This window comes from Terriglobus sp. RCC_193, assembly GCF_041355105.1.
GTDB lineage: Bacteria > Acidobacteriota > Terriglobia > Terriglobales > Acidobacteriaceae > Terriglobus.
Genome location: NZ_JBFUPK010000001.1, coordinates 974,959 through 989,274 on the forward strand (window position 1 = coordinate 974,959; position 14,316 = coordinate 989,274).

Annotated in this window: 7 protein-coding genes; 4 read left to right on the forward strand and 3 right to left on the reverse strand. The window is 57.0% G+C overall.

Features of this window, described 5'->3' with window-relative positions; all coding sequences use genetic code 11:
- The first annotated feature begins 95 nt into the window (after nt 1-95).
- Nucleotides 96-2,762 (forward strand): glycosyl hydrolase, encoded by a 2,667-nt coding sequence (locus tag AB6729_RS04055; protein WP_371080277.1) that lies wholly within the window; start codon nt 96-98, stop codon nt 2,760-2,762.
- Complete coding sequence (locus AB6729_RS04060; RefSeq protein ID WP_371080278.1) at nt 2,752-4,131, forward strand: oligogalacturonate lyase family protein; 1,380 nt, start codon at nt 2,752-2,754, stop codon at nt 4,129-4,131. Before AB6729_RS04055 ends, AB6729_RS04060 begins: the two co-directional genes overlap by 11 nt.
- 199 nt (nt 4,132-4,330) lie before the next feature.
- On the opposite strand, the gene AB6729_RS04065 is transcribed toward AB6729_RS04060, so the two are convergent.
- Entirely contained in the window at nt 4,331-8,218 is a 3,888-nt protein-coding gene (locus AB6729_RS04065; RefSeq protein ID WP_371080279.1) for a carboxypeptidase regulatory-like domain-containing protein, read from the reverse strand.
- Between the two features lie 435 nt (nt 8,219-8,653).
- On the opposite strand from AB6729_RS04065, the gene AB6729_RS04070 reads away from it, so the two are divergent.
- Nucleotides 8,654-10,738: a glycoside hydrolase family 88 protein gene (locus AB6729_RS04070; protein ID WP_371080280.1), complete on the forward strand. Its 2,085-nt coding sequence runs from the start codon at nt 8,654-8,656 to the stop codon at nt 10,736-10,738.
- Between the two features lie 230 nt (nt 10,739-10,968).
- Here the strand turns inward: AB6729_RS04070 and AB6729_RS04075 are convergent, their stop codons facing one another.
- Nucleotides 10,969-12,015: an NAD-dependent epimerase/dehydratase family protein gene (locus tag AB6729_RS04075; protein WP_371080281.1), complete on the reverse strand. Its 1,047-nt coding sequence runs from the start codon at nt 12,013-12,015 to the stop codon at nt 10,969-10,971.
- Nucleotides 12,016-12,131: 116 nt separating this feature from the next.
- Between AB6729_RS04075 and AB6729_RS04080 the strand changes: the two genes are divergently transcribed.
- A complete protein-coding gene (locus AB6729_RS04080; protein ID WP_371080282.1) occupies nt 12,132-13,775 on the forward strand; it encodes an NAD(P)/FAD-dependent oxidoreductase in 1,644 nt (547 codons plus the stop codon).
- On the opposite strand, the gene AB6729_RS04085 is transcribed toward AB6729_RS04080, so the two are convergent.
- The gene (locus tag AB6729_RS04085; RefSeq protein ID WP_371080283.1) at nt 13,772-14,089 is read right to left on the reverse strand and encodes a Rieske (2Fe-2S) protein; all 318 of its coding nucleotides are present in this window, start codon (nt 14,087-14,089) and stop codon (nt 13,772-13,774) included. The genes AB6729_RS04080 and AB6729_RS04085 overlap by 4 nt on opposite strands.
- Nucleotides 14,090-14,316: the final 227 nt, after the last annotated feature.

Sequence of the window (14,316 nt, forward strand, 5' to 3'; positions counted from 1 at the left end):
CGGGGAAATTGGAGTCTTGCATGAGCGGCAGTGAAGGCATAACAGCAGTAGCCGTAAGGCGCCGTCGTTCGATACATAATGTTTGGATACGATCATTGGCAATAGCCGCAGTCCTGGCGTGCACCGGATTTGCGTCGACCGCGCAGGAGATCGCGCAGTTGCGGAAACAGTTCGCCGATCCGCCTGCGGATGCTCGTCCTATGGTTCGCTGGTGGTGGTTCGGACCCGCTGTCACGAAGGAAGAGATCGGCCGCGAGATCGACCAGATGCATGCAGGTGGTTTCGGGGGTTTCGAACTCGCATCGGTCTATCCGTTGACACTGGATGATCCAGCCAAGGGTATTCAGAACCTGCGCTATGCCTCTCCGGAGATGGTGGACATGTTGCGCTTCGCGCAACAGCATGGACGCCAACTTGGCATGCGCGCAGACCTGACGCTGGGTAGCGGATGGCCGTTTGGTGGGCCCCACATCACCATCGACCTTGCTGCAGCAAAACTGAAGACGGTGGCCTTGCCCCTGCACTCGCCACCACCCAAATTGGATGCGGGGGAGTCACTGATCGCAGTATTCGGCGCCAAGGGGACACCAGAGCGCTGGAACGCGGCGACCGCGAAGCGTGCGACCGCGGATGGAGCAGGGGTTCACTTTGACGAGGCGGATCGCCCGGATGTTGCGCTGTACTTCATCCTCAGTCACACCAGGCAGATGGTGAAGCGCGCAGCTGTCGGTGGCGAGGGCTATGTCATGGATCACATGTCACGACAGTCGGTTCAGACGCACCTGCGCGCGGTCGGCGAGCCGTTGCTCGGTGCGTTCAAAGATGCGCCGCCGTATGCCATCTTCTCCGATTCGTTGGAGGTCTACGGTCACGACTGGACACCCGCGCTGCCAGAGGAGTTCCGCAAGCGGCGCGGCTATGATCTGCTGGACCACCTGCCCGAGCTTATGCAGGGCGGAACACCGCAGGCTGAGGCTGTTCGGCACGACTGGGGTGTGACCCTTTCCGATCTGGTAAGCGAGAACTATCTGAAGCCGATGGCCGACTTCGCCACGCAGCACGGCACAAAGTTCCGCTCACAGACCTATGGCGAACCCGCTGTGACACTGGCCGACGAGCGCTTTCCACAATTACCAGAAGGCGAGGGTCCGCAGTGGAGAGCGTTCTCCTTTACGCGATGGGCAACATCCGCGAATCACATCTTTGGAAACAATGTCTCGTCGACGGAGACCTGGACGTGGCTGCACTCGCCCGTCTTCCGCGCGACTCCTCTCGATATGAAGGCGGAGGCCGATAAGCACTTTCTGGAGGGCGTGAACCAGTTGATCGGTCACGGCTGGCCGTACTCGGCGCCTTACGCACAGGAACCTGGTTGGTCGTTGTATGCAGCGGCCGTTTTCAATGCTCATAACCCCTGGTATCCCGTGATGCCTCAGGTAACTCGCTATCTGCAGCGCGTGAGCTGGATGATGCGACAAGGCCAACCCGCGAACGATGTCGCGATCCTGCTGCCGGAAGATGATGCACAGGCTGCCTTCCAGCCGGGGCATGTCTCTGTGACGGTGGAGATGAAGAAGCACATTACTCCAGAGCTGATGGAGTCCGTGCTGAACGCGGGCTACAACCTGGATTACATCGACGCCGAAGCCATCGCCCTGCGCGGCCTGCATTACCCGGTGCTCATTGTTCCACCCACGAAGCGCATGCCGCTGACGATGCCTGGGCAATTGCAACAGTATGCCGCAACAGGTGGCAAGATCATCTTTGTGGGTGAGCTGCCGTCAGTCGCTCCGGGCTTGATCGATGCAGCGCAAAGTGCTGACTTAAGGAGAGAGATTGCAGCCCTCCAAGCGCATGCACAACATGTCGCTTCATTCTCAGAGTTACAGCCTGCGCTTCGTAAGGCGCTGCCGCCCGACCTGGACGTTAGCGCATCGAAAGGGGCTGTCGGCTTCATCCATAGAAAGCTGGACGGCGGCGACATCTACTTCATCGCGAATACCTCTTCGGCGACACAATCGCTTACGATGACACCTCGCGCACAGCGTGCCCATGCCGAGTGGTGGAACGCTGATGATGGCACGGAGACGCAGGCCCGCACCGGTACGACCGTCGTGCTGCCACCGTACGGGTCGCGGTTACTCGTGTTACATGATGGCCCTGCCGCGAAGCTTCCCGTAGAACCTGCGATGACGGCTGCGAGCGAAGCGCCCACCAGCCTCACAGGTTGGCATGCTGAGTTTCCTGGCAGCCCTGGTTCCAGCAGCGTTGCAGACCATGCTGTGTCATCTACGGACTGGAGCACGGAGGCGAGTACGCGCTTCTATTCCGGCGAAGCACGCTATCGAACAACATTTGAAGAGAAGAAAGCCAGGAAGGCCAACAGAGTTGTCTTGCGCTTTGCTGACGGAAAGGCTCTTCCCGATCTACAAGCTGCTGACAAGCCAGGTTCCAGAGCGTGGTACGACGCTCCCGTGCGCGATGCCGCCATTGTCTTGGTGAATGGACAAGAAGCCGGTGTGCTCTGGCATCCACCGTATGAGGTGGACATCACGCCGATGCTGAAGAGCGGTAAAAATCAGATCGAATTGCGTGTGTTCAATACCGCGATGAATGAAATGGCAGGAAGGCCGCCCGTGGACTATACCGCGCTGAAGGCAAAGTACGGCGACCGATTCCAAATGCAGGACATGGATCAGGTCAAAGCGGAACCCTCGGGCATCGTGGGTCCAGTTGTTGTGGAGTACCGTCATGCGAAATAAAGCCATCGTCGCTTCCCTTGCCTTAGTGTGCTGTGCGGTCGCGACAGCACAGACCGCTGTCCCGCCAAAGACATGGGTGGATAAAGACACGGGACACCGTGTCTATCGGTTAACCGATGAACCAAATTCTTCTGGCTTCTATTTCAATAACAACGCCTACTCTCCGGATGGACGATGGATGGTTTACACCGCGCCCGACGGCGTCCACGCGCTGGAATTAACGACAAGGAAGACGCGCCTGTTAGTGGCGAATCCTCCGCGCAACGGAACTGGCCCGTCGACGAACTATCGGACGATCGTTGTTGGTCATAAGACCAATAGCGTATTTCTGTCACGCTTCGATGCAGAGGCGAAGGGCACCATACTCTTCAAGGCCGACCTCGAAAGCGGTCAACTTACAAGGCTGGCTGCGTTGCCTGCTCGCGGTAGTGTCGCCAGCATCAATGCAGATGAGACGCTCGGCGTTGGCACCTATGACGAGACGGAGCAAGGTGCTCAGCAGGAATACAACAGGCCCGCAGTTGTACCCAGAGGTGCGGGCAGCCCAGCAGCAGTGCCCGGTGGGCTGGTACAGCCTGAGGGCAAGGGCGAGATGATGGAACGGCGCCTGGCCGCCCGCATTCCTGTCGTGCTGTACACGGTAGATCTGCGAACAGGCAAGGTGCGAGAGCTGCTGCACTCCACCGACTGGATTGGCCACATGCTCTTCTCACCCACAGATCCCACTCTGCTGATGTATTGTCACGAAGGTCCATGGCAGAAGGTCGATCGCATTTGGACGATCCGCACGGATGGCACGCAGAACACGTTGATGCATAAGCGCACCATGTTCATGGAGATTGCAGGCCATGAGTTCTGGGGCCTTGACGGCGAGACGATCTGGTACGACTGGCAGCCAGCGAAAGGCGAAGACTTCTGGTTGGCCGGGATCAATCTGCAGACGCATAAACGCGTGGCATATCACATGCAGCGGAACGAATGGTCGATCCACTTCAATCTGACGCAGGACATGGACCTATTCGCCGGAGATGGCGGTGACCCAGGCCAGGTTGCAAAGGCGCCTGATGGCGAGTGGATTTATCTCTTCCATCCACAGTGGGTGAAGGATCAGGGCGGCATCGACCAACCAGATTTCACGAAGCCTGGTTTTTTCCAGGCAGAGCGGCTGGTGAACATGTCCAGGCACAACTATCGGCTGGAGCCGAATGTGCGCTTCTCTCCTAACAAGAAATTGGTGTTATTCACCTCGAACATCTTCGGCGCTTCCTATGTCTTCGGTGTTGAGGTAGCGAAAGCAGACAACGCGTTGGATGTGGAGTCGACGCCAGAGTTAGCAGCTCGGTTTAGACCATCCGCTCCGGCGAAATAGCATAGGGCGCAATCCCCTCGATTTTCGGCTCATACTTCCGAGAGCGTCTCATTCCCCTGCTGTTCGCATGGTTCGGGCGAGATGAGTACGCCCGTTACTCATTGCGTTATGAAGTCTGCTGCCTCTACCAAAGTCCGAGCAAAGAAATGCCCTGAACGTTTCCACGTTCAGGGCTAAAAGAGTCACCACGTTTTTGGTCTTAGAACTGCAGGCGTCCTGAGAGTTGGAAGGAGCGGGGGTCGGCGCTTGCGAAGTTCAGCGTTCCGAATGCCGCGCTGTTGACGTTGACGTTGATCTGGTTGTTGCCCGCGTTGTTCCCGAAGGTTGTGTGATTAGTCATGTTCGAGCCGTCTACGCCAAAGACGAAGTTCACCCGTTCGGTGATTGGGAAGGTGCGACGTAGCGCCATGCTGAGACGGTAGTTATCGGGTCCACGCAGGTTACCGGGGAAACGCGGCGCGTCGCCGATCATGTAGTTGCCCGAGTTGCAGAACGGCCCGGTGGAGACTCCGCACGCGACATTACCAACGCCGACTCCCGATGTGGTGGTGGAGATGTAGCCGGTCAGGTAGCTGAGCGAGCCGAGGTTTGCGGAGGTGACTCCCTTGCCCCACTTGCCGTTGGTGCGGATGTCACCGTGGAAGTTCGGGTTCGAATCCGGCATGCAGGTGCCCTGACCAACGTTCTGTGTTGAGTTGCACGTGGCGACGATGGGCAGGGGCAGACCTGAACTGTACTGAAAGATCAGCGATGTCTGCCAACCGCTCAGCAGAGCGCGGTTCACGAAGTGACTTCCACCAAAGCTGCCTTTGCCGTACTGGCTGTTATAGACGCCGTAGATGCTGAGGTTCTGCGGCTGGTCATTGATAGAGATGGAGCGGTCGATCCTATTGCGCGGATGGCTTTGGCCGTCCGCGATCGCGGAAGCGGGGATGTCATAACCGCTTCGCTGGGTGCCCGCATTGTCCACGTTCTGAGAGTAGGTGTAGTTGATGTTGAGGGTCAGTCCTTTATACGCACGTTGCGCAACTGCTACCTGGAGCGAGTTGTAGTTGGCATTCGCGACATAGTTGCCCCAGAAGTCCGATGTACCGGAGTACTGCGGCATCCATGTGAGCATGTGTGCGATGGTTGCGTTGGTGTTGACGCCTGCCGCAGCCGTATACGCCGCGTAAGGAATGGGTAGAGTGATGCCGCTGGCAGCTTGCGCCGCAGCAATGTTCGCTGCCGTTGCCGGCTTGGTCAGGTTGGCGCCCAGTGCAAGGTACTTGGGATCAAGCTGGCCAGCATACAGGCCGCGGATGTTACTTGCGCCCGCAATGAAATGGCTCTGGCTGCCGGAATAGTCGACAGAGACTGTCAGGTTCTTTGTGATCTCGCGCTGGATGCCATAGTTATAGAAGGAGAACTGCGGCGAGCGGCTTCCGATGTACGGATCCGCGTAGTTGATGCCGGAACCGTTACCACCGGAGGCGCCAGTGCTTGTGACGTAGAAGCCCGTACCAAGCGACTGCGCTGCCAGCGATGGTGTGGACGTCCCCGGAAGCGAGTAGTTGGCTCCGCCATAGTTGGCATTGCGCTGCGAGAATGCCGGGTTGTTGTTCAAGTAGAAGGCAGGACCTGCCGTGCTGTCGGCGAAGGAGATGGGCGTTGAGAAGCCGGTCTGACCTGTACCGGTACCCGCACCCGCCGCACCACCGGTGGCACCACCGTGAGAGTAAGTAAGGCTGTAACCACCGCGGAGGACAGTCTTGTCGTCGAGCTGGAAGGCGAAGCCGATACGGGGCTCGAAGTTCTTCATATAGGTGTTGACGGGGGTGGTGCACTCACAGCTCAAGCCTGCGCCGCGGTGGCCTGCAAACTGAAGCGCACCTTTGTTCCCCGTGATGGGATTGGTGATGTCCGGGTTCAGGAACGACCAACGGTCTGCCACTTCACGATAGGGAGGGATATAGTCCCAGCGAAGGCCGGCGTTGATGGTCAGCTTGCTGGTGATCTTGAAGTCGTCCTGGAAGTACAGGGCGAACGGGCGATAGCGACCGCCAACGATGCTGAAGGGCTGCTGTGTAACGCTGGAGGACCCGACTGCACCTAATAGGAAGCTGGCATATGAATAACCAGTGTTGGCAACGTAGGTCGATCCCGTGAGGTTGGCCGTTTCGTTGGTGCTGAATCCAAGCGAGGTAGGCGTAGACGGGCCGTCTGCCGTGTCCGCATTGTTCTGCAACCACTGGATCTGTCCACCGAAGTTCATGGAGTGGCGGCCCACGACGTAAGACAAATTATCCACGAACTCATAGGTGTAAGAACGATTCGTCGTGGTGGGCGTGTTGCCTACCCAGGAGGTTGGGGCGTTGGTGCCGGTGAACGAGAGGTTCGCTGCGTTGTCCGAAGCCTGGCCGGAAGGAAGACCCGTGATGCCAGAGGCAGCCAGGCCATACAGACCGGGGTTGGTCTGACCGGTGATGTTGCCGACCGGCGGGCCACCGAAGTAGATGAAGCCATACTTGGCCTGGTTCACGAGGCGGTCCGTGATCTGGTATGTGTGCTGCAAGTCCGCGACCCGACCCAGGATGGTCGAGAGTGTGGTCTGGATGTATGGAACAACCGCGACACCTGCCGTGCTGCTACCGGTATACGGAGAGGCATGCCGCTGGCCCTGGCTGTACGCGCCGGACAGGGTCTGCTTAGAAGAGATGGTGTAATCAATGCGCGCAGAATACAGATAGTTGTCGAACCCGGTTGGCGCCGCGCTATAGAAGTTATTTACCAGCGACGTTGTCTGCGGTGCCGGAAGGAACTTCGCCATGTATTGGGTGATCGGCGAGATCTGCGCGGTAGGAATAACGTTTACGGGAGCGGCCGTCCGTACGGGATTCCCTGCCGGTCCTGCGGCTGCACCGCCGGTGTAGCCGTACTGGTACCGGCATGGGCCATTCGTGCTTTTGGCTGTGCACGCTGCCTGGGTAGTGGGATCGTAGATGGCATAAGGCAGATCCGAGAAATCACCCGTACGCATCTTCAACGTGGGAACGGTGCTGGGCGAGGGGTTGGCACCCAGGCGAGACCGGAAGCGATCCAGTGTGGTGAAGAAGAAGAGGCGGTCCCGACCATTGAAAAGGAACGGAATTCTGACCGGGCCACCGAAGGTATAGCCGTATTCGATCTGGTGCTCTGGTGGCTTTGGCCCTGGAGTAGCGGTGGCAACACCGTTGATGATCTTGTAGGTCACATTGCCGGGCGAACCAGGCTTGGAGGAGAAGGACCACGCATCGAAGATGGTGTTACGGACGTATGCGAATAAGGAGCCGTGATAATCGTTCGTGCCGGCCTTCAGGTTGTAATTCTCCAGGCCTGCGCCCTGATACTGCGCGGAGTAGCCGCTGGTTAGAACCTTGACGGAATCGATCGCCTCGAGAGGAATGATGTTGAAGACAGGGCGATTGTCACCCTGCTGACTCGCCGTGGTGAGGGGCAGTCCATCGACGTAGAGTTCGCCCACGCGCTGCCCCGTACCACCAATGATGGAAGATCGTCCGCCGGGATTGACCTGTGCGCCAGGCAGCAGGTTTGAGAACTGCGTGATGTCGCGCTGCTGACCACCCGCCATGAGCAGCGGCAACGCTGCATAGGTCTTGTTGTCGATCAGGCCGCCAAGCGAGGCTGTAGTCGTATCCAGTTGGGGCGGTGCCGCGCTTACCATCACGGTCTCAGCCTGGTTGCCAATCTGCAGCGTAACATTCAGGCCGACACTGCCAAGTGCTTCAAGGACTACGTTCTTCTGCTCTGTTGTGGTGAAGCCGGGACTAGACACAGTGATGGTATAGGTGCCAGGGAGCAGAGGTGAGAGTGTGTACACGCCGCTGGAGGTGGAGGTGCGGACCGTTGTGACACCCGTGGCTACATTGAGCGCGGTGACCGTTGCATTTGGGATGGAAGCGCCAGTCTGATCGACGACGATGCCGCTGACGGTGCCGCCGCCTGACTGGGCGAAGCTCGCTCCAACGCTGAAGCACAGGAGTACAGCAGCGGCGGCAATGGGCCTGACCGCGTGGACTCTCCCGTAGATGTATTTGGGTTGTTTCACAACGCCTCCGAAGGACGAATCAAGGATTGGCCACGTTTAAATCAGTAGAACCAATACAAGAATAGTTTCTATATTGAAGTACGCACAATCTGGTCTGCGTAAATGCGAATCGACTGGCCAAAACAATGTAACGCTGGGAATGCAGATTAGTACAGGAATTTTCTTGCGATGCCTAAAGAGATGTATTCCGTCTTATGCGAAGTGATTGTCTGTCCGCATATCATTTCCCTATTGACTTGCCTGTCCCCGCCAACCTATCCTCTGGCCATCGAGAAGGCGACGTAAAGAGCGAAGTGCGCAGGCCGCAAAGGTGAATCGATTCAAAAGCCCGCGGAGGACCAAGTCTGCGGCATTGCTTTATAGAAGCCTCTGTGACGGTTCTCTTCGGTTTCGATCGATACACCATCTGCAATACAACACAAGTAGGAGTTTTCTGTGGCCGCTTTCTTTCGCAATCCCCTGATTGCAGTTGTGCTTCTGTCAACGACGACTATTGCCTCAGGGCAAATGGCGTGGCCGCATCCTACAGCGCCGATGCAGGCCGGCATTGATAAGGACACATCGCGGCACTTTGGCGATGCACCTGCCGATGCCGGGCCGCTGGCGAAGGACCTGTCACCTGCGCTGACGCCTGCAGCGATTGATGCCGCAACACGAAAGGTTGCGGATTGGCAATTGCGCATCGCGGAGCCCTACTTTGACCGCATCTGGACATGGAGTGTTCTCTACTCCGGCTTTATCGCTGCGTCAGAGTCGACGGGCGATCCGAAGTACCGCGATGCGATGCAGCGGATGAGTGAGCATTTCAGCTTTGAGCTGGCAGGGCGGTTGCCAAATGCCGATACAGAAGCCATAGCGCAGACTTACCTGGAACTGAATCTGCAGCGTGCGGCACAGAACAATGGGTGGTCCCCTGCCCTGGCGGCGACAATGGTCGATCCCACTCGGAGGGATCTCGATTCCATCATTGATCTGCCAACGTTAAAGCCCGGCGATCAGCGGATTGCATGGTGGTGGTGCGATGCGCTCTTTATGGCGCCACCGGTGTGGGCGAGGATGTATGCCGCAACGGGCGAGCACAAGTACATCGACTACCTGAACAAGCAGTGGGCTATGACCTATGCCGCGCTGTGGGATGCCGATGAGCACATGTATGCGCGAGATGAAAGCTACAAGTCGCAACGTGGGCCTGGCGGGAAGAAAATCTTCTGGTCACGCGGTGAGGGTTGGGTCATGGGTGGGCTGGTGCGGACGCTGGAATACCTGCCCAGGGATGATCCGCGCCGTAGCTTCTACGAGCAGAATCTAAGGGAACTGGCTGCGGCTGTGACGCGTCAGCTTGATCCTAAAACGCACCAGTTGCATGCATCGTTGCTGGATGCGGAGCACTTTCCGTTGGATGAGACGTCCGGGACGGCACTGTATCTGTACGGGCTGACGTGGGGCGTGAATGAGGGTGTGCTGGATGCGAAGACGTACCGGCCGGTGATTGCGAAGGTTTGGGCAGGGCTATTGAAGCATGTATATGCCAACGGACGGCTGGGAGGCATTCAGCAGACCGGTCCTGAGCCTGCGTTCTATCCTCCGTCAGCATCATTCAACTATGGCGTGGGTGCGTACCTCATGGCTGCGGCGGAGTTGAAGCGAATGAGTTTAGGCTCTGGTGCTCCGGCCCGACTGGCTTCGCGGTTGCCGGTGCATTCGAAACAGGTAGGGACGATGGTCAGCACGGACCCATTGGTGCAGGCACATATTGATCTGCCCGTGCCGGCCAATCCCACGTTGCGCAACCTGATCCTGGTGGGAGATTCCACAGTACGTAACGGCAAGGGTGACGGCGCGAATAACCAGATGGGCTGGGGAGATGAACTCGCGCCGTATTTCGATACTTCGAAGATCAATGTGGTGAACCGGGCCATCGGCGGGCGGAGTTCTCGGACGTACATTACGGAGGGTCACTGGGATTCGACCCTGCCTTATATCCGGAAGGGTGATGTCGTGCTGATCCAATTTGGGCATAACGATGGCGGGCCGCTCGACGATACAGCGCGTGCGCGTGGAACGATGCCCGGTGTTGGAGAGGAGAGCAAAGAGATTGAGAACCCGATCCTGAAACGCCATGAAACCGTGCACACGTTTGGGTGGTATCTGACCAAGTATGTTCGCGACGTGAAGGCGCGTGGGGCGAGTCCGATCCTGTGTTCGCTGATCCCACGGAAAATCTGGCAGGACGGCAAGGTTGTGCGTTCGACATCGACCTATCGCGGCTGGACCCAGGCAGTGGCGGAGCGGGAGCATGTAGGGTTCATTGATCTAAATGAGATTATTGCCGAGCAGTACGACGCGCTGGGTGCAACGGCTGTAGAGCCGCTGTTTGGGGATGAACATACGCACACGACGGCGGCCGGAGCCATGCTGAATGCAAAGGCTGTGGTGAGTGGGTTGAAGCATCTTGCAGATGATCCCGTTGCTGGAGATTTCTCGCCTACGGGAGCAAGTGTGGCGGCGTTTCGACCCTGAGGGTTCCGCCTGCTTTTGGGTTCGAACAAGCTCGGTGGAAAACACGCTTGGAGACCACAGACCACAGCTCTCCTTGCCAGTCGCTGCCACGGCTCTGTTCCACCCTGTAACGCAAAAGAGGTGTAGGTCTGTTCGGAAGGCGCATCGAGGAACGAAGCTGAGTCGCCGAATCCACATGCTATTCAGTGGATGGAAAAACTGCAAAACCATTTTCAGCCACCGACATATCGCTAGGAAATCCATTTCAACAAACGGATGATTCCCATCTCGGCTGGTTTGCGGTGTGCGCTTACGTCCGTACGCACGGCGATTTCGTTCCGGTTCTGTTTGTAGTAGTCATACGCACGCAGCAACATCTCTTCATTGGTCAAGGTCGGCTGCCAGCCAAGCTCGCGCTTGATCTTCGTCGTGTCGAAGATGAAACTCTCCGCAATCATTTTGTAGTGATACGGCCCCAGGGGTGACACCTTCAGTTTGTGCGCCAATATCATTGCGGCAATCGTGGGAGATTTCGGTAACGAGCGCACTTTGCTTCGGCTACCACCTGCGGTGATGACAGCTTCATACACCTCGCGCATGGACTTCACATGGTCGGAACCAATGTGGAAGATGCCGCTGCCCTGATAACCCGCGCCCTGAATGCAGGCTGTTGCCAGATCGTCGGCATAGATGAACTGATAGCGATTGCTGCCGTCGCCCACCACCCACACCGTTTTGTGGTCGTCGATGAACTCGTACAGGATGGCCAGCAGACCAAGCCTGCCGCTGTCCATGATCGTGGGGCAACGGATGATGACCACGTTTAGGTCACCCATGAAGTGCTTCAGGCGATGCTCCGCCTCCAGCTTGGATCGACCGTAGAGTTCCACGGGGGCAGGTGTGTCATTTTCTTCATGAACAGGATGCCCCAGATTCGATGCCCATAAGCAGTTCGTGGAGACAAAGACAAACGGCTTCACACCATGCCTCTTTGCCAGCTCTGCCAGCAATGCCGTGGCATCCACGTTGCTGGTCCACATCAGGTGTTCATCCAGCTTCATGCCGTGCGCAAGCTGCGCTGCTGCATGAAAGATGGCGTCGAAGCGATGTTCTGCAAAGGTGCGTTCCATCAGCGCACGATCACGCAGATCGCCCTGAATGCTGGTCAATCCTTCGAGCACGGCGTCTTCATCGCGTTCCAGGTCGATGTTGACGACGGTATGTCCTTCGCGCAGCAGCCTGCGCTTCAACACGCCGCCAAAGAATCCTGATGCACCGGTTACCAGATAGTGAGCCACTTGAAATCCTGTCTTCTATCGTACCGAAATACGCCATTGCCAATCTGACTGCAACAAAGGAAGGCACTTCCTCGATGCAATCCGTACACTAGCGTGAGTAAGCCTTGAAGGAAGCAATGCCGTCCCGCAAAACCGCCCTCATCATCGGCGCAGGCCCCGCTGGCCTCACTGCCGCATTGGAGTTTCAGAAGCAGAGCTCCATTCACCCCGTCGTCCTGGAAGCTTCCGGCGAGATTGGGGGTATCTCGCGCACCGTGCGATACAAGGGCAACCGCATGGACATTGGCGGGCACCGCTTCTTTTCAAAGAATGATCGCGTGATGAAGTGGTGGCTGGACCAGATGCCGACCGAACGCGGTGCCGATAGTAAGGCCGCCATCGCCTATCAGAACACCACCCGCTCCATCGAAGGTCTTGCGGCAAACTCTGACAAAACAGCGCAGGAAGCAGACCTGCTCATGCTCATTCGTCCACGCAAGAGCCGCATCTACTATCTGCGCCGCTTTTTCGACTACCCCATCACCCTCACGCGCGACACACTGGAAAAGCTCGGCCTTCTGCGAGCCGTGCGCATCGGTATCAGCTACATCGAATCGCGACTGGCACCGATTGAAAACGAAAAGTCGCTGGAAGACTTTCTCATCAACCGCTTTGGCCGACAGCTTTACCTCACCTTCTTCAAGAGCTACACGGAGAAGGTCTGGGGAACCCGCTGCGACGAAATCAGCGCAGAATGGGGAGCGCAGCGCATCAAGGGACTATCGCTGACCACGGCGATCAAGCATTTCCTGAAGAAATCCTTCAGCAAGAAGAACGCTGACGCAACGGACATACAGCAAAAGAAAACAGACACATCGCTGATTGAACGCTTCCTCTATCCCAAGTATGGTCCCGGTCAACTATGGGAGCATGTCGCGGAGAAGATCGTCAATAACGGCGGGGAGATTCATCTGGAAAGCACCGTCGTTGGCATTCACACAGAAGGCCATCGTGTGATCTCCGTGGATGCCTCTGATCCCCATGGCAACATCACAAACTATCCAGCAGACGTCTTCCTTTCCACCATGCCCATGCGCGATCTTGTCCGCGCCATGGAGCGCACTGGCACGGCCATTCCTGCAAATGTGAAGCAGGTGGCAGAAGGCCTTGTGTATCGCGATTTCATCACGATCGGTCTTCTCGTCGATCGACTTTCGGTTACAGAAAACGATGGCTCGCTGCTGAAGGACACATGGATTTATATCCAGGAACCGGACGTCCTGATAGGTCGCCTGCAGATCTTCAATAACTGGAGTCCGTACCTCGTTGCGTCCGACAAAATCTGGATTGGTTTGGAGTATTTCTGCTATGAGACGGACCCGTTATGGAGCATGCCGGACGACGAGTTAAAGCAACTTGGCGCAGCAGAACTGCACAAGATAGGCATTCTGCCTTCGCCACAGTTTGAAGATGCACATGTGGTTCGAGTACCCAAGACATATCCGGCTTACTTCGGAACATACGATCGCTTCGATGAACTTCGTGCGTTCACCGACCAGTTTGAAAACCTGTTCCTCGTAGGCCGCAATGGCATGCACAAGTACAACAATCAGGATCACTCGATGTTGACCGCGATGCAGGCCGTGGACAACGTCATACACGGCATTACGGACAAGCGCAATCTCTGGAAGATCAACTCGGAGATGGTCTATCACGAAGAGAAAGACGCAGAAGAAGTACCCGATGCTGAAGAAGACACGATGCGCGCTCCGACTGCCTAACGCAAATTAGGCAGTCGCACGAATACTTCATCGTCATATCGACGGATGTCATAGGTTTCCAGATCAGGGTCGGCAATGTTCTCGCTTTTGCCATTCGTTACGTCGAATCGCCATGCGTGATACGGGCACACCACCATACATCCATCCAGGTGTCCCGCAGACAGCGGTGCGCCCTGATGTGGGCAACGGTTATTGAATGCAACCAGCTTCCCTGCTGCCTGTGTCACGCAGATCTGCAGTCCATTGCGGCCTGCGAAAGTCTTCATTTTCCCTGCATCCGGCAGGTCGTTCGCATCGCACAGCTTCGCAATCATTCCAAACCCTTTTCCTGCCCGCACTTGACATCGCTTTCGCGGCACCCTAACGTGACATTCGCAAAGCACTTATCGTAGCGAGGACCGTTTGAGCACATCGCCATCCGCAGGCCGCACCCTTAAAGCCATTGTTACCGACGTCCAGTTCTGGGTGCCAGTCGCTGTTCTTGGCTTCGGCCTCGCATTGCTTATCGCGCTTCATTAAGCGTTAATTTTTCTTCAGGATT

What these genes read in the sequence shown, in the direction of transcription:
- AB6729_RS04060 (WP_371080278.1), top strand. Translation starts at nt 2,752, where the DNA reads ATGCGAAATAAAGCCATCGTCGCTTCCCTTGCCTTAGTGTGCTGTGCG.
- AB6729_RS04080 (WP_371080282.1), top strand. Translation starts at nt 12,132, where the DNA reads ATGCCGTCCCGCAAAACCGCCCTCATCATCGGCGCAGGCCCCGCTGGC.
- AB6729_RS04085 (WP_371080283.1), bottom strand. Translation starts at nt 14,089, where the DNA reads ATGATTGCGAAGCTGTGCGATGCGAACGACCTGCCGGATGCAGGGAAA.